The following is a 16444-nucleotide window of genomic DNA, read 5'->3' as shown; positions in this document are numbered from 1 at the left end:
AGAGAAAATCCCCCACCATTGGGAAGCGACTATGTGCGCTCAGCCTTAGTTGGGAAAAAAGTTGGAAAGCCCGCTCTCGCTTCGAGCTTCTTGATCGCAGACACAGCGAGCGAATGATCGCGCTTGAGATAGTGGCCATCGAGGATCGCACCGACGTCTCGCAGGCTATGGCCCGTGATCGTAGCGATCTCAGCTTCGTTGCAACCCGCCATAGCTAGACGGGTGACCGCCGTTCCGCGCAGATCGTGGAACGTGACGTCGGCGATCCCAGCTTTGGCGCAGGCCTTTCTCCACGAAGCGCGGAAACCAGATTCGGTCCAAGCCCGTCCCGCTTCGGTGGTCAAAATCGTCTCGCTGTCGCCCGTATGGATGGCGAGCGTCTCGAGGGCCGCCCTCAGAGGGGCGCCGACAGGGATCGCCACTCGCGCTCTTGTTTTGCGCTGCTTGAGCCGAATGACATCGCCATCATAGTCGCTCCAGCTCAGCCGCAGCAGATCCCCCTGCCGTTGCCCGGTCCATAACGCGAGAAGCAACGCTAGTTGAAGATGGCGAGGGGCCTGCGCCAGGAAGGTCGCTTCATCATGGTCGGTCCAGACATTATCCCGTCGCGTCGCACGATAGACGCGCCCTTGTCGCTCCAATGGATTGAAAGGGGCAAGCCCCCGGTCAACGGACCAAGACAGAGCGCGCGCGAAGACGGTGAACCGGTAGTCAGCTGTACGTCGCGAGCCTAACGCTAAGCGGTCGCGCCAGGATAAGAAGTCGCCCCGCACGCGCTTGTCGCTCAGCGCTGCGATAGGGAAGTCGCCGAACTCGCTGGCGATCGCTCGAAGATGCTTTTTGTAATCTGTGCGCGTACGTTCGGCGAGACTGCGGAAGTCTGATGAAGACTCATAGGCGTCCAGTAGGGCGACGAGGGTAAGTGAGTTGCGGCACCGGATCGTTGTTCGGCCGGCCACCTACTTCGGAAGGAAACCTAACTCGAAAACCATCGGGCGTAGCTTGGCCGACAGTGCTGCGTATGCGCGTTTGAACGGCTCAAAGTCTGTCAACTCAGCATCGCCGTAGGCGTCGAGGGCACGGCGAATTTGATACCAACCCGCATCAGGACGACCGAGTTTAAGCTCTTCGCGGATCTTGCGAGGGAACTGGATGGCGTGAAAGCGCCGCCACAGTTTGAGTCCTTCATCAAGAACAGCCTGCGCCTCAGCCGAGAGGGCTGTATTCTGCAGCCGCCGGACCATGAAATCGGACTCAAAACGACCCGCAACCCCGACTTGTGCCTCGGTGAAGGGGATGAAGTGATTTGTCAGCGACCAGTCCTGATCGTTCCAGTGAAGGCCGTCGGCCCCGGCAGTCAAGTTGCCGCCGTTGAACAACATCCAAACGAGACAGTCGGATTTGAACTCATCGGACAGCGGCTGAGTGGGTTGTAGGAACTGGTCTCGGTCGTTGAGCCATGTCGGTTTGATGAGGCGGCGGACCGCAAACACAACAGCTGCCGAGGCCAGATTGTCAGGCGAAACAAATACTCCGCCACCATTTCTGCCAGTATAGATTGACGAAGTCAGGCACGTACCCGGACGGGCCGCCAGGAAGAGGCCCACGACGATGAAACCGATCAGCAGTACGAGGCCGACGCCCACGATCACAGGCAGAATACGTCGCCGTGCAGACGTACGACTGGCCGCGATCGTCGGCGCACCGTTTGTCGGGGCATCGGCAAAGGGAGGCGTCTCGCTCATGGCGCGCTTAGCCGGTCTTCGCGTTGCAGATAGTCGTTCAAGGTCAGATCGCTTCCCGACGCCGCCAGCAAGGCGGCCAGGCTGAGATCATATTCGTAAGCTGCTGCTGCGCGTTGCAAACGCGCGGCCCCCAGAAGATTGCGGGCGTCCACGACCGAGGCGGCTGTGGCCTCGCCTTCACGGAACCCAACCTCCTGAACTCTAAGATTCTCGCTGGCGGCCTCTAGGCTGCTGTCCATGCTCAGAAACTGACGACGCGCCAACTCCGCCTGATTATACGCTCGCGTGACCAGCAATCGGGCGTCGTCTCGGGCCTGTCGTTCCACCTCTGCAGCAGCCGAGGCCTGAGCGCGCGCTGCGCCCAGCATGCGTCGTCGATCCACCGTCGAAATCAGAGTGTAACGGGCGCCGATCCCAACCGCCCAATCCGGCTCGGTCGGCAGAGCGTCGTCTGGGTTCAGGTTGTAGGTTCCGAATGCATAGACGGACGGCTTCATTCGTGACGCCGCGAGATCGGCGCCCGCCTCGGCCAGATCGCGCCCGGCTTGAGCCTGCGCAAGGCGAGCGTTCGCCTGGCTTGCCTGGTCAAGAAACACGCCGGCTGGACCGATTGGGTCACGGTTTACGAACAGGGGCGTGGTCGGAACGACGGCGCCATTGGTGTCAACAATCCTGGCGAGGGACGCCACGGCGTTGTCGTGCTCCAGTTCGGCCCTGTTGACCTGCCGCTGAGCCGCATCGCGGGCGACTTCGACCTGAAGCGTCTGGGCGTGGCTGAGCACGCCTTGCGATTCCAACAGTCGAGCGTTGCGCAAATGCAGATCGAAGCCGTCACGGGTCTCGCGTGCGATCTTCAGCGCTTCGGCGGCCAGCACCTGGCCAAAGTACGCCCGCGCCAGATTGACGTCCTCCAGACTGACCGCTTCCTGCTGCTTCGCCTGCGCCAGCTCCACATTGGCCGCCGCCGCTCGCCGGAGAGCTGGAATCGCGCCGCCGGTGTAGATCGGTTGAAGCGCGGTCACCGTGGGGCGAAAGGTCGTGTCGTCGACCTGCAATCGGACGTCTTGCGGCAAGGCGGCGAAAATTTCGGGAAGCGCCGCTTCCAGCCGCTGGCCGATACTCTGCAACACGTCACCCGGCACACCCGGCAAATCCGAGATGAGCCCAGGAATGGCGGCGCCGAGCTCGGCCTGTGCGCGGTCCAGCGTGTCGCCCAGCGAGAGATCGAATGTCTTGCGATAACGGATCAACTGAGCATCGAGCGCTACGGTCGGCCGATTCAGCCCGGCAGCCACATCCGCCTGAGCCCTGGCGGCCTGCATCCCATAGCCCGCAGCGCGACCGAGACTGGAGTTGGAGCGAACACGTTGTTGAGCGGCCGCATAGGTCAGAGCGACTGTAGCGTCGCCCTGGGCCGCCTCTTGGGGCGCGGCCTGAACTTGGGAGACCGCCGCAAGGGCGTTCGGCGCTGATCCGGCCAAAATGCCCACAGCAACCCAGCCGATCCAAGCTCTACCCATAGCTTCACCCCGACGTCAGCAAGCATAACTAACTCAAGCGCAGCCGTTACGTCCAGCAACTGGCGTTGCGATATCAGCCAACGGTCTAACCCTATCCTCGTTATCGAGCGGTCGCTGTTGGAAGTTAGTTGCCTAGAAGCTGACATCCCTTAGGTCGCCTTGGCGTCAGAAGCCGTCTTTGGTCCCTACCCGCTCACCGCGTTTGGCCCGCTACGCCAAGGGGCCCGCTCGCTCAGTGGATTTTTCCCGATCTACCCTGAGCGACCGGAACGGCCCTTTTGCGCCAGGAGCGGAAACCGCCCAAGGTCCGAAAACGCGACATTCAGATAACTGAGCTGTCGTTCGTGAACGGCTGCAGGGTCAGGACCATCCGCACCAGTTCGGACAGGCTTCCCGCCTGCATTTTTGACATCAGGTTGGCGCGATAGACCTCGACGGTGCGCGGGCTGATGTCGAGGTCGTAGGCGATGACCTTGTTGGCGTGCCCCTCGACGAGCCCCTTCAGCACATCCCGCTCCCGGCCGGACAGGCTGTCGAAGCGGGCGGCGATCTCCCGGCGCTCGGCCTCCGCCGACGCCGCTTCGCCGGCCTTATCGACGACGCGCCGGATCGCCGCCAGCAGCAGGTCGTCGTCGAACGGCTTCTCGATGAAATCGGCTACCCCGGCGTGCATCGCCTCGATCGCCAGGGGCACGTCGGCATGACCGGTGATGATGATCACCGGCTCGCGTGATCCGCCGTCACGCAAGCGCCGCGCCAGTTCGATGCCGGTCATCTCGGGCATGCGAACGTCGGTGACGATGCAGCCGGGCGATCGATCGGACGCGGCGAGAAAGGCGACAGCGGACTCATGGGTGCGGACCGTCAGATCGGCGGTCTCCAGCAGGAAGGCGATCGAGTCCCGCACGGCGGCGTCGTCATCGATCACATGGACGACGGTTTCATTCGCCATCGACCGGCTCCTCTTCAAGGTGGGCGCGCTGCAGGGTGAAGTGGAAATCGGTCCCGCCCGCGTCGTTGGCTTCAAACCAGATTCGGCCGCCGTGGGCCTCGATGATCGTGCGCGAGATCGACAGGCCGACGCCCATGCCGGTGCGCTTGGTCGTCACGAACGGCTGGAACAGCTGGTCCGCCACCTCAGGTAAAATCCCCGCCCCGGTGTCGGAGACCGTGATGCGCACATGCTCGTCGTCGATCGTGGCGACCGTGATCCCGAGGTCCCTGACCGGCGCATCCTCCATCACATCGACGGCGTTGCGGATCAGGTTCAGTAGCACCTGCTGCACCTGAACCTTGTCGGCTGCCACCCGGTCGGCGGCGGGATCGACATCGAAGCGAACGCGGACGCCGTGCTCGCGCGCGCCGACCAGCGCCAGGGCGCTGGCCTCCTCCACCAGCTTGGGCAGGTCCTCGATGCGCCGCTCGGTCTCTCCCCGCGCAACGAAATCACGCAGACGGCGGATGATGACGCCGGCGCGCAGGGCCTGCTCAGCGGCGCGATCGACGGCGTCCGCCACCCGCTCGAGCGGGACCGTCTCGGCCGCCAGCAGACGCCGCGAGCCCTTCAGATAGTTGGCGATGGCCGTAAGCGGCTGGTTCAGTTCGTGCGCCAGGGCCGACGCCATTTCGCCAAGCGCGGTCAGGCGCGAGACGCGCACCAGGTCGGCCTGGAGCTCCTGCAGGCGCGCCTCCGCCTGCTGCCGCTCGGTCAGGTCGCGAACGAATCCGGTGAAGAAGCGTCCTTCGGCGGTGCGCATCTCGCCGACAGACAGCTCCATCGGAAAGGTCGAGCCGTCCCGGCGCTCGCCCACGACCACCCGGCCCAGGCCGATGATCCGCCGCTCACCGGTGCGATAGTACCGCTCCAGATAGCCGTCGTGCGCCTCGCGGTGGGGCGACGGCATCAGGACGCTGACGTTCCGGCCGACCGCCTCGTCCGCCGTCCAGCCGAACAGACGTTCCGCCGCGGGGCTGAAGGCCCGCATGACCCCCTTGTCGTCGATCAGGATCATGGCCTCCGGCACAGTGTTGAGGATCAGGCGCAGATGGGTCTCGCGGCCCGAAAGCTCGCGGTGCGCGCGCTGAAACCACTCTCCGCCCAGCGTTACGGCGGCGGCGACGATGAGGAACAGCAGGGTCTCCAGCCAGGACGGGTCCGTGGTCCGCGCCAGTGCCAGACCGCCGAACAGCCCCAGCAGCGTCGCGAAGACGCCTGGCCCGGCGCCCCCGAGCGCCGCGCCGACCACGACGGCCGGCACGAAGATCAGGAAGGACGCCTGCGCGTCCAACGGGTCCGGCAGTTGCAGCCGCACCAGGGCCGCCAGGCCGGCGACGAGCAGCGAAGCCCCCGCAGCGATCCACGGCGAGTGCGGTCGGATCAGGGCCGACGGCGAGGTGATCGGCGATCGGAAGACGCGCATCGATCCTTCCCTACCCTTTCCGGCCACCGCTCCGCGCCTCCGCAATTCCCCCTAGGGTCAAGACCCAAATACCGGGATGCAGGGAGTGGTTCTACACCGCCGTCATCGCCAGACGCCGGATGGACCGGCGGACATCCCAAGGATACAGGCCATGAGCGCCCCCCTCGTCGATCTCTCCATCCACCACCAGCCCAAGGGGCTGTCGGACCGCGTCGCATTCGGCTTCACCAAGCTGCTGCGCTGGTGCGCCGACACCTTCTTCGCCAAGCGCTACGGCCACCGCGCCGTCGTTCTGGAGACGGTCGCGGCCGTGCCCGGGATGGTCGGCGCCACCATCAACCACCTCAGCTGCCTGCGCCGCATGTGCGACGACAAGGGGTGGATCAAGACGTTGATGGACGAGGCCGAGAACGAGCGCATGCACCTGATGACCTTCATCGAGGTGGCCAAGCCGACCCTGTTCGAGCGGTTCGTCATCGTCTCGGTGCAGTGGGTCTTCTACCTGTTCTTCTTCGCCCTCTACCTGGTCTCCTCCAAGACGGCGCACCGCGTGGTCGGCTATTTCGAGGAAGAGGCGGTGATCAGCTACACCCACTACCTGGCCGAGATCGACGAGGGCCGCAGCCCCAACGTCCCCGCTCCGGCGATCGCCAAGGCCTATTGGGGCCTGCTCGAGGACGCCACCCTGCGTGATGTGGTGCTGGTCGTCCGGGCCGACGAAGCCCACCACCGCGACGTCAACCACGGCTACGCCAACGAGCTCGGCGGCCTGCCGGTCCCGGCGGTGGCGCCCTGCCCGCCCCACATCGCCCTCGAGCCCACCTGGAAGACTGCAGCCTGACCCACGTCGTTAGACCTTGTGAAGCCCCCGGCCATCCGCCCGGGGGCTTTGTTTTACCGCCCACGCCACGACTGCGTTGCGCCAGGAGCGGTCATGCGGACCATGCCGGAAAGACGACATTCCGTGCGTGGATCAGAGGTCCTCTTTAGGGGGCGATGGCTGCTTCGCAAACCAACCCGTTGCGGACGTTGAGCTCGAGCCAAGATCGCATAGGCTAGCCTCATGGGACTTCTGACCTTCAGCATCAACCTCACTCTAGATGGCTGCGTCGACCATCAGGAAGGCATCGCCGACGACGAGACGCACGCCTTTTTTACCCGCTTGATGGACGAGAACGGCGCGATGCTCTGGGGTCGTGTGACCTACGAGATGATGGAGAGATACTGGCCTACCGTCGCTAGTGGCGAGGTGGATGCACCTGCGGCGATCCGCGAGTGGGCGGTCAAGCTGGAAGACAAACCAAAGTATGTGGCGTCAACGACGCGTACGACGTTCCCGTGGACAAACAGCCACCATCTTGGCAGCGACTTACATGCGGCGGTGCAAGCGCTGAAGGACGCTACGCCGGCTGGCGTGCTCCTCGGCAGCGACAAGCTGGCGACGGAACTAGATCGGTTGAATCTGATCGACGAATACAAGCTCGTCGTTCATCCAAGGATCGCAGGGCACGGTCCGACCCTTTATCACGCCGGCTTGTCCGCAACACGCAGACTAGAACTGCTCTCGACCAAGCCTTTCAGTAACGGCGCGGTCGCTATGCATTACCGAGCTCATTGATTGAAAGTTGGGACGATGTCCGCTTCCCACCCGAGGCGGACATCGGCCCAGCCGATTAGGCTAGTGCGATCTGGGGTATTCGCATGTCAAAGTCGCCTGCTGGATCGTTCAACTGACCATGGGCAGTGATGTCCAGCGTGACGGCATGTTCCTCGAACTGTCGGATGGGGTGATCGAACACGCGCTCTTGGCAGAGGTTTTCTACGCTGACGCAAACGGTCAGATGACCTTGGCGACGTTTGATAACGGAAGCATCCCCCTTGAAGTCGTGGAGTGGCTCATCTCGTAAGCTAAGCGAAGGCTACCGCCAGTCGATGACCGCTAACCACCCGTAGCGGACATTTGAGGTGCCTGATCCAATCGGCCTTGGTCACAAAGTCAGGCTGACGTTCCTCGCCCCGACGTTTCGGCCTGCACCCCATCCGCCTCTGCATCCGGATCGCGGCCTTCGCTGCGGTCAAACCATCGCATCACCGGCGTGACCGTGATCCCGTGCAGCAGGATCGACATCAGGCAGATCAGCCCCACGATGGCCCACAGCCGGTCGTCGCTCTCGAACGGCGCGGCGTTCAGCCCATAGGCCAGATAGTAGAAGGAGCCCACGCCCCGGATCCCGAAGAAGGCCAGAATCAGCTTCTCGCGCATCGGCCGCCTCCAGCCGATGAAGCCGATCATCCCGGTCAGAGGCCGCACCACCAGCACAATCGCCAACGCCACCATCGCATCCAGCGGCCGCAGCGGCGCCAGCAGGCCCGACGCCAGCCCCCCGCCGAACAGCACCAGCACCACCATCATCGCCATACGCTCGATCTGCTCGATGAAGTCGTGCATCTCGACTTGGAAATCGTGGTCCCGGTCGGCGTGCCGGAACGCCAGCGCCGTGATGAACACCGCCAGAAAGCCGTAGCAGTGCAGCATCTCCGTCACCGAGTATGAGATGAAGGTCGCCGCCAGGGCGATGAACCCGTCGCGCGTCGCGGCCAGTCGCGTGCTGGCCGGAATGGTGAAGGTTAGCCAGCCGAACAGCCAGCCGATCGCCCAGCCGATGCCCAGCCCGGCGCCGATTTCCCACAGCACGCTGACGGTCAGCCACTCTACGAACCAGTCGTCCTTCTGGCCCGCCGCCACCAGGGCCAGGGCGATGGCCAGGTTCACGAACGGGAACGCCAACCCGTCGTTCAGCCCCGCCTCGGACGTCAGGCCGAACCGCACCTCGTCTTCACGCCCTTCGCCCGGCGCCGCCACCTGGATGTCCGACGCCAGCACAGGATCGGTCGGCGCCAGCGTGCCGGCCAGCAGGATCGCCCCCGCCAGGCCCAGCCCCAGGACCGTCCATCCCAGCAGCGCGATCGCCACGATCGACAGCATCATGGTGACGCCCAGCAACCGCCAGGTCACGCCCCATCGCCTCGGATTGAAGATCCGGTCGATCTTCAGCCCTGCCCCCATCAGGGCGATGATCACCACGAACTCGGTCAGCCGCTCGGTGATCTCGGGATAGGTCTGCGGCAGCGGATCGAACCCCACCTGCGGCAGGCTGAACAGCGCGGCCCCAAGCCCGACGCAGACGATCGGCAGCGAAAGCGGCGCGCGCCGGAACACCAGCGGCAGCCACGCCACCAGCGCGACCAGCGCCCCCACCACAAACAGCATGAGGATATAGGAATCGGGCATGGCTCTCCGGAGGATCGACAAGGCGTCGTTCCCTTAATGCGGCAACGCCCGTCCGGTTACCGGTCGTTTCTAGAGGCTATGGTTCCACGCCCCGTTGTTTCGATGAGGAACGTCCACTAATCACCCCGATTTGGCGTCAAGGGCGACTGCTTTCCGGCCTAACGGCCAACATCCGCGTTCGGCGCCAAAGCCCAGGACCGAAATCGACCCGTTGCGGAACTATCCGCTTGTCTCGATCCATCGGCCAGCTAACGTATTGCGATGGAAATCAGCCGCAGAATCGTCGTTGCTGGCGTGGGCTTGGCCGTCACTTCACCGCTTCGCGCGTCTGCTGCGGACATGGAAAGTTCATCGATGTACGGCTTGATCGGCAAAATGACAGCGCAGCCAGGTCATCGCGACGAGCTGGTCAGAGTCCTCATCGAGGGTGTAAGCGGACTGCCGGGCTGTTTGAGCTACATCGTTGCTTTGGACCCGCTAGAGCCGGAGGTGATTTGGATCACAGAGGCATGGCAGAGCAAGGAAGCGCACGGCGCGTCACTCACGCTTCCGGCGGTCCGCGATGCGATCTCGAGAGGGCGACCGATGATCGCGGGAATGTCGAGGGTGGCCGAGACGGCGCCCGCAGGAGGGTACGGCCTCTCGGCGCCTGCCCACTAACATCCGCTTCCCACCCAAAGCTGACCATCGCCGGGCTTGCTTCAGGGCCCGGCTTAGGGTCACAAGTCGATTTGCTCTGACATCTCCCAGGCGTCATCCACCTCGATACCGAGATATCTGACTATGCTCTCCAATCTCCTGTGGCCGATCAGGAGCTGGCATGCGCGAAGATTGCCTGTCATTCTTGTGAATGAGCGAGACCTTAGTGCGTCTAAGGCTGTGAGCGCCGTACCCTTAGGGCTCTAGGTCAATCAACGGCGCCATCGGTCTATCAGCCCAGCATACGGCCTGGCGCCGATGTGCTGGCCGCACCGGCTCCGGCTTGGGAACGGCCAGTCGTCTTCAGGCTGGCGCGGCACACTCAGGCGAGCAGCGATCGCATCACGCGCAGGCTCGGTGATCTCAACGGGCACAGGTCTCCCGGTCTTCTGTTGGATGACGACCGACCGCTGACGGAGAACACCGCCTCTCGCCGCATCGCTCACGCGAAGTCGGACCAGGTCGCAGGCGCGTAGTTTCGAATCCAACGCGCAGTTGAACACGGCGAGGTCGCGAAATCTCCTAGCCACACTCAACTGTTGTCGGATGGACCAGATGAGCTTGGGCTTAAGCGGCGCCTTGGGGCCGATTAGACGGCGCGTTCCCTGAGGGCTTCGGTTGTAGGAACAGGTCAGACTGTCGCATGCCCCCTCCTCTGAGGTCGCCTGCCTGTCGTGACGCCTGCTTCCAGATAATGAACTTCTGGGCGCCAGTCCCAGACATTCACTGCCGCATTGTTTGGCAATAGCCGCGCCTACTCCGACGGTCGATGCTATGCTGAACGCGGCAACCGTATGGTGAAACAGCTGCCGGCGCCCGGACCGTCGCTTTCCACGCGGATGTCGCCCTTATGCAGATCGACCAGTTGGCGGACCAGGGCGAGACCGATGCCAAGGCCTTCGCTGGATCGATCGTCGGGCCCCTTCAACTGCGTGTACAGCTCAAAGACCCGAGCTTGCATATCCTTGGAAATGCCGACGCCAGTGTCGGAGACGGCGACTTCGACGTAGTCGGGCCCGGCGTTCGCCCGGAGCTGGATCGTCCCGCCCGACGGGGTGTATTTGGCTGCGTTGGTCAGCAGATTGCTGACGATCTGCGATAGGCGGGTGAAGTCGGCTGTGACCCATACGGCTTCCGTCGGTAGGTCAAACGTGAAGGCATGCCCACCCGCGTCGATCTTGGGACGGCTTGTATCGATCGCGGAGTCCAGCACGGTCTTTAACTGCACCCGTTCGAGGCGCAGGGCGATCTTGCCCTGATCTATCCTCGAAACGTCAAGCAGATCCTCGACAAGCCGCGAGAGGTGAAACACTTGGGTCGCCATCCGCTCCCGGATGACGGCGGCTTGATCTGGCTCGCCGGCGCGATCGAGCAACTTCAGCCCTGCGTTCAGGGCCATGAGGGGATTGCGTAGCTCATGACCCAAGACCGCCAGGAACTCGTTCTTGCGTTGATCTGCGGCGCTCAAGGCCGTCGCATGCACGTCCAATTCGTCTCGTTGCAGGCGTATCCGCTCACGCTGCTGATAGAGTTCAATGAAGATCTCCGTCTTCATTCGCAGGATATTAGGCTCGATCGGCTTCTGGATAAAATCGACCGCGCCGGCCTCATAGCCGCGAAACCGGCGCTGCTGTTCTGCGCTGCCCGCCGTGACGAAGATGATGGGGACATGACGGACCCGGGCGTTGCCGCGCATGAATTCGGCCAGTTGGAAGCCGTCCATGCCAGGCATCTGCACGTCTAGGAGGGCGAGAGCGACGTCTTCGGCAAGGAGCAGCTCCAGCGCCTGATCTCCGGACTTCGCCTTGAGCAGGTGGAGACCTTCGCGCTGGAGCAAAGCCTCAAGCGCGAGGAGATTTTCCTCGAGATCATCGACAAGAAGAACCTTTATCGGGGTGTCGAGGGTCGTCATGCGGCTTCGAGTTCCACCAGATAGTTTGCGATGTCCGCCAGACTCATGGCCGTTGCGCCCGCGCAGGCCGCGAGAGCGGCTTCTGGCATCGCTGACGCATAGGCCTCTGACGGGCGTTCGACGAAGGCCTCGCCACCCCTTTCCATAACGGCTCTCAGGCCGGCGGCCCCGTCGTTGTTGGCGCCCGTCAGCACGACACCGATCAGGCCGGCTCCATAGGCGTCGGCGGCGCTTTCGAAGAGAACGTCAATCGATGGGCGAGAATAGTTGACCGGCTCATCCGAGGACAGGGCCAGCCCGCCATCTCGCTCGACCAGAAGGTGATAATCGGGGGGCGCAAAATAGACGGTTCCAGGAAGGACCCTTTCCTTGTCCTCGGCTTCAAGCACCGCAAGGGCGCAGCTCGCTTGAAGCAGCGGCACGAGACCATTGCCTCGATCCGGGGGGACATGGACCGCGATCAGAATGGGCAAGGGATAGTCCGCTGGGAGGATGGGAAGGATGGCTAAAAGCGCCTGGACGGCGCCGGCGGAAGCGCCGATCACCACCGCGCGTTGTGATGGGACACTCATGCGCCTAGCCTTCGGTAGAGCTTTTCCTGGGGGACGAACTCAGAAAATTCGCCGGCGTGGGCCGAAAACCTCAAACTTTCCTTGGAGCCGAGGCCGAGGAAGCCTCCGCGTGGTAGGGAGTCCTTGAACAGGCCAATGGCGCGATCCTGCAGGGCGCGATCAAAATAGATCATGACATTGCGGCAGGAGATCAGTTGCATCTCGGCGAACGCCGCGTCCGTGACGAGGCTGTGATCGGAGAAGACGACCCGGGCGCTGAGGCTACGGTCGAAGACGGCCCGCCCGTAGTCGGCCGTATAGTAGTCGGACAGGGACGAACGTCCGCCCGACTTCTGGTGGTTCTCGGTGAATTTGCGCAGCCGATCGAGGGCGTAGACCCCGGCTTCTGCTGCGCGGAGCGCATCGGGATTGATGTCGGTGGCATAGAAGAGGGTGCGATCATACAGCCCTTCCTCCCGGAACAGGATGGCTAGGGAGTAGACTTCCTCGCCAGTGCTGCACCCCGCAATCCAAACCTTGAGCGACGGATAGGTGCGCAAATGGGGAAGCACCGTCTCGCGCAAGGCTTTGAAATAGGTCGGGTCGCGGAACATTTCGCTGACCTGCACCGTCAGATAGCCCAGCAGCCGAGGCAGCATCGTCGGGTCGTGCAGGACAGCGTTCTGCAGCGCGGTCAGCGTCGGATAGCCCATCTGGTCGCGGGCCTGCACTAGCCTCCGCTTGATCGACGCACGGGCATAGTGACGGAAGTCGAAATGATAGCGCTGGAACAGCGCCTCCAGCAGCAGTTGGATTTCGAGGTCTTCGAGAGCGTCGGCCATGGATCAGCGCGGCATCCACACGCGGACCAGAGAGAGCAACTTATCGACATCCAGGGGCTTGGCCATGTAGTCGTTGGCCCCTGCTGCGAGACAGCGTTCCTGGTCGTCCGGCATGGCTTTGGCGGTCAGCATCAGGATCGGCAGGCCGCCCCAGCGTCCATCGCTCCGGATGCGCTGTGTCGCGGTGAGCCCGTCCATGACCGGCATCATCACATCCATCAGAACGAGGTCTATGGCGGGTGCAGAGGCGGCGGACGCATCGAGCGCGTCGAGCGCTTCCTGCCCGTTGCGCGCGATCTGCACGACGGCGCCGCGAGGTTCGAGCACGCTGGTGAGGGAATAGATGTTTCGGACATCATCCTCGACGACGAGGATGCGCCGGCCTTCCAGCACGGCGTCTCGATTTCGCGCCTTCTGGATCATGCGCTGCTGTTCGGGCGGCATGTCGGCGACCACCTGGTGGAGGAACAGCGAGACCTCATCCAGCAGGCGTTCCGGCGACTTGGCGCCCTTGATGATGATTGAGCTGGAGTAGCGGCGCAGTTGTTGCTCGTGGTCCGCCGTCAGATCCTGGCCGGTATAGACGATCACCGGCGGATAGGCCTGCTGACCGTCCAGACTGAGCTTCTCCAGCAGCGAGAAGCCGGAGGCGTCGGGCAGGGACAGGTCCACAACCATGCAGTCGAAGGTCTGCTGTTCGAGGGTTTGAAGGCATTCCGCCGCCGTGCCCACCCCGACCGTCTCGACCCCGCCGCTCGACAGAAGGGCTCTCATGGCCTCGCGCTGGACGGCGTCATCCTCCACGATCAGGACTCGTCGAACGGTCCGGGTGAGGTCCTCCTCCAGGGCCCGAAGGACATCCGCCAGCGCCTCACGTTTGACCGGCTTGGTGAGATACCCCATCGCGCCAAGCGCGCGCGCGGTCGTGGCATGGTCTCCAGCGGACACCACATGGATCGGTATATGGCGGGTCTGGTCGTCGCGCTTCAGCGTGTCCAGGACCGTCAGACCGGACTGGTCAGGAAGGCCGACGTCAAGGACGATGGCGCTCGGCCGGTACTGTTTGGCGAGCTTGATCGCGTCCTCGCCATTACTGGCCACAAGACACTGGAACGCCATTTCGCGCGACAGGTCCCGGACGATGGCGGCGAAACGATCGTCGTCTTCAACGACCAGCAACGTGCGCCGGTTCACGGCCAGCGCGTCCCGATCATCCTCAATCGCGCGGGGCAGGACAGCGGGCGACGATTTCGGGGCGGCCTGCGTGACTGAGGACGCCGCGGGTTGCGGAGCAAAGGGCGCGCGCGACGCAACCTGAGCGGCGTCGTAGGCGAGGGGCGCGCTGAGGGTGAAGGTGCTGCCTTTGCCGGGCTTGCTTTCCAGAGTGATCGCGCCTCCGAGCAACCGAGCCAGTTCCCTGGAGATCGAAAGTCCGAGCCCCGTCCCGCCGTACTTGCGGCTGATCGTGCCGTCGGCCTGCTGGAAGGCTTCGAAGATGCTGTTCTGCTGTTCGCGCGAAATACCGATTCCGGTGTCTTTCACCGAAAAATCCAAGCCCCGGTCGCCGGGCGCGATCCTCAGCTTTACGCTCCCCTTCTCTGTGAACTTGAAGGCGTTCGAAAGCAGGTTCTTAAGGATCTGTTCCAGACGTTGACGGTCCGTCTCAACCAGATCGGGCGTCCCCTTGGCGACGTCGATCGTGAAGTTCAGCCCCCGCTGGTCTGCAATCGGATCGAACAGCTGGCGCAAGTCGCCGGCCAGTCTCTGGACCGAAACAGCTTCGGGACGGATCTGGACGTGCCCGGCCTCGATCTTGGAGAGGTCGAGAATGTCGTTGATCAACGTCAACAGATCGTCGCCCGAGGACTGAATGGTCCGGGCGTAGCGAACCTGCTCTTCGGACAGGTTTCCGTCGCTGTTGTCGCCGAGAAGCTTCGACAGGATCAGCAGGGAGTTAAGAGGCGTCCGGAGTTCGTGGGACATGTTGGCGAGGAAGTCGGACTTGTACTGGCTGGCCGCTTCGAGCTCCCGGGCCTTGAGGGCCAGATCGGCGCCGGTCCGTTCCAGGTCGTCGCGCTGTCCCTCCAGAACCTGTGCTTGCTCTTCCAGCTGGCTGTTGGTCTGTTCAAGCTCCACCTGCTGCTGCTCCAGCCGCACCTGGGATTCCTTGAGCGCGCGCCCCTGCTCCTCCAACTCCTCGTTGGAAACCCGAAGCTCTTCGCTCTGCACCTGTAGTTCCTCGGACTGGCGCTGGGTCTCTTCGAGGGCGTTCTGAAGATCCAGACGATAGCGCGCCGACCTGAGGGCGACGCCTATCGCAGCCGCACTTTCGTCCAGCAGCCGAAGGACCTGCGGTCCCGGGGCATGGATAAAGCCCAACTCGATCACGGCGTTGATGACGCCATCGGCGTTCGCAGGGGCGATGACGAGATGACGCGGGTCATCCCGTCCCAGCGCGGATCCAATAGTCAGATAGCCTTGAGGGACATCCGTCAGCAGCACTGACGCCCCATCAGCGGCGACCTGGCCCAGAAGGCCCTCCTTAAGTCGGAACTCCATAGGCACGGGCGCGTCTGATGGAACGCCCAGGGTGGCGGCGCGGCGGAAAACGCCGCCTTCGCCCTTGAAGATCGCTGCGGCTTGAAAGTCGACATATCGAGCCAGGAAGCCCAAGATGCTGTCGGCCAGCGCCTCGATGGTCTTGTCGCCGCTCATTGCTTCGGCGAGCCCAACCTGTCCGGCCTGAAGCCACTCCCGCCGGGCGCGTTCCCGCGTGCTGTTGCGGATGAGCAGGAACACCCCGACGGTGAGGGCGGCGCCGAGCAGGGCGGACAGGATTCCGGTCAGCAGGGCGGTCCGGTAAGCGACCTCCATCTCAGACAGCCACTGTCGCCGCTGCTGCGCGACGTCGGCGCGCATGATGGCCAAGCGTTCCCGGATCGCATTCATCGCCGTCCTGCCGCGGTCGGTTTCGATCATCGCGACGGCCGCCGCGAGGCCGCCCGTACGCCGCGCTTCGATTCCCCGGGTCAACTGCTCCATCTTGACGCCGACATGGCGCTTGACCTCTTTGAGGTTGGCCTGCTGCGCTGGGTCGCGCGAGGTCACTTCGGTGAGGATCGCAAGGTCACGGTCCATTGCGGCCACGGCGTCTTCGTAGGGCTCAAGATAACGGTCTTGGCCCGTGAGAAGGTAACCGCGCTGTCCCGTTTCAGCGTCCTGCACGGTCGACAGGACCTGGTCTATGGCCACCAGTGTCGTATGGGTTCCAACCACCTTCTGACTATTGGCGCGCAGGCCCTGGACGTTGAGGTAGGCGACGACGCCGCTAATCAGGAAGAAGGCGAGAACGAGCACGACGCCCACTCCGACCCAAATTTCGACCTTCGATCGAATGCGTCCAACGCCATGCTGCGTCTGAGCCAAGCTCGCTCTCCAACCCGAAAAGTTCATTCCGCCCGTC

14 protein-coding genes are annotated in these 16444 nt (G+C 63.4%); 4 read left to right on the top strand and 10 right to left on the bottom strand.

The genetic code is table 11. The features are described from left to right. Positions 1-29 precede the first annotated feature (29 nt). From Q9R14_RS04715 to Q9R14_RS04695, 5 genes are all read right to left on the bottom strand, one after another. Positions 30-959 carry a tyrosine-type recombinase/integrase gene (locus tag Q9R14_RS04715; RefSeq protein ID WP_306003651.1) on the bottom strand — a complete coding sequence of 310 codons (930 nt, stop codon included), beginning with the start codon at positions 957-959 and terminating at the stop codon, positions 30-32. After that, a complete protein-coding gene (locus Q9R14_RS04710) occupies positions 960-1745 on the bottom strand; it encodes a hypothetical protein (RefSeq protein ID WP_306003650.1) in 786 nt (261 codons plus the stop codon). Further along, the gene (locus Q9R14_RS04705) at positions 1742-3265 is read right to left on the bottom strand and encodes a TolC family protein (RefSeq protein ID WP_306003649.1); all 1524 of its coding nucleotides are present in this window, start codon (positions 3263-3265) and stop codon (positions 1742-1744) included. Before Q9R14_RS04705 ends, Q9R14_RS04710 begins: the two co-directional genes overlap by 4 nt. Positions 3266-3587: 322 nt before the next feature. Further along, the gene (gene fixJ, locus Q9R14_RS04700; RefSeq protein WP_165116491.1) at positions 3588-4217 is read right to left on the bottom strand and encodes a response regulator FixJ; all 630 of its coding nucleotides are present in this window, start codon (positions 4215-4217) and stop codon (positions 3588-3590) included. Next, positions 4207-5685: a sensor histidine kinase gene (locus Q9R14_RS04695; RefSeq protein ID WP_174085750.1), complete on the bottom strand. Its 1479-nt coding sequence runs from the start codon at positions 5683-5685 to the stop codon at positions 4207-4209. Before Q9R14_RS04695 ends, fixJ begins: the two co-directional genes overlap by 11 nt. Before the next feature lie 151 nt (positions 5686-5836). Here Q9R14_RS04695 and Q9R14_RS04690 point away from each other — a divergent pair, with 151 nt between their 5' ends. From Q9R14_RS04690 to Q9R14_RS04680, 3 genes are all read left to right on the top strand, one after another. Beyond that, positions 5837-6526 carry an alternative oxidase gene (locus tag Q9R14_RS04690; RefSeq protein ID WP_165116487.1) on the top strand — a complete coding sequence of 230 codons (690 nt, stop codon included), beginning with the start codon at positions 5837-5839 and terminating at the stop codon, positions 6524-6526. 222 nt (positions 6527-6748) lie between these two features. Then, positions 6749-7303 carry a dihydrofolate reductase family protein gene (locus Q9R14_RS04685; protein ID WP_165116485.1) on the top strand — a complete coding sequence of 185 codons (555 nt, stop codon included), beginning with the start codon at positions 6749-6751 and terminating at the stop codon, positions 7301-7303. Between the two features lie 145 nt (positions 7304-7448). Beyond that, entirely contained in the window at positions 7449-7592 is a 144-nt protein-coding gene (locus tag Q9R14_RS04680; protein WP_174086714.1) for a hypothetical protein, read from the top strand. Between the two features lie 89 nt (positions 7593-7681). On the opposite strand, the gene Q9R14_RS04675 is transcribed toward Q9R14_RS04680, so the two are convergent. Continuing rightward, on the bottom strand, positions 7682-8977 hold the full coding sequence (locus tag Q9R14_RS04675) for a sodium:proton antiporter (RefSeq protein ID WP_165116483.1): 1296 nt from the start codon (positions 8975-8977) through the stop codon (positions 7682-7684). A gap of 261 nt (positions 8978-9238) precedes the next feature. Here Q9R14_RS04675 and Q9R14_RS04670 point away from each other — a divergent pair, with 261 nt between their 5' ends. Beyond that, complete coding sequence (locus tag Q9R14_RS04670; RefSeq protein WP_165116481.1) at positions 9239-9637, top strand: putative quinol monooxygenase; 399 nt, start codon at positions 9239-9241, stop codon at positions 9635-9637. Between the two features lie 811 nt (positions 9638-10448). Here the strand turns inward: Q9R14_RS04670 and Q9R14_RS04665 are convergent. From Q9R14_RS04665 to Q9R14_RS04650, 4 genes are read right to left on the bottom strand one after another with little or no spacing between them, the layout of a single operon-like run. After that, positions 10449-11588: a hybrid sensor histidine kinase/response regulator gene (locus tag Q9R14_RS04665; RefSeq protein WP_165116478.1), complete on the bottom strand. Its 1140-nt coding sequence runs from the start codon at positions 11586-11588 to the stop codon at positions 10449-10451. Next, positions 11585-12136 (bottom strand): chemotaxis protein CheB, encoded by a 552-nt coding sequence (locus tag Q9R14_RS04660; RefSeq protein ID WP_240893507.1) that lies wholly within the window; start codon positions 12134-12136, stop codon positions 11585-11587. The genes Q9R14_RS04665 and Q9R14_RS04660 overlap by 4 nt, the downstream gene beginning before the upstream one ends. A gap of 20 nt (positions 12137-12156) precedes the next feature. Beyond that, a complete protein-coding gene (locus Q9R14_RS04655; protein WP_165116474.1) occupies positions 12157-12981 on the bottom strand; it encodes a protein-glutamate O-methyltransferase CheR in 825 nt (274 codons plus the stop codon). A gap of 3 nt (positions 12982-12984) precedes the next feature. Further along, on the bottom strand, positions 12985-16347 hold the full coding sequence (locus Q9R14_RS04650; protein ID WP_371929762.1) for a response regulator: 3363 nt from the start codon (positions 16345-16347) through the stop codon (positions 12985-12987). Positions 16348-16444: the final 97 nt, after the last annotated feature.

This window comes from Brevundimonas sp. C43 (assembly GCF_030732185.1).
GTDB classification, from domain to species: Bacteria; Pseudomonadota; Alphaproteobacteria; order Caulobacterales; family Caulobacteraceae; genus Brevundimonas; species Brevundimonas diminuta_C.
Note: the sequence above shows the minus strand (reverse complement) of the source record. Positions and strands in the feature narration are given on the sequence as shown.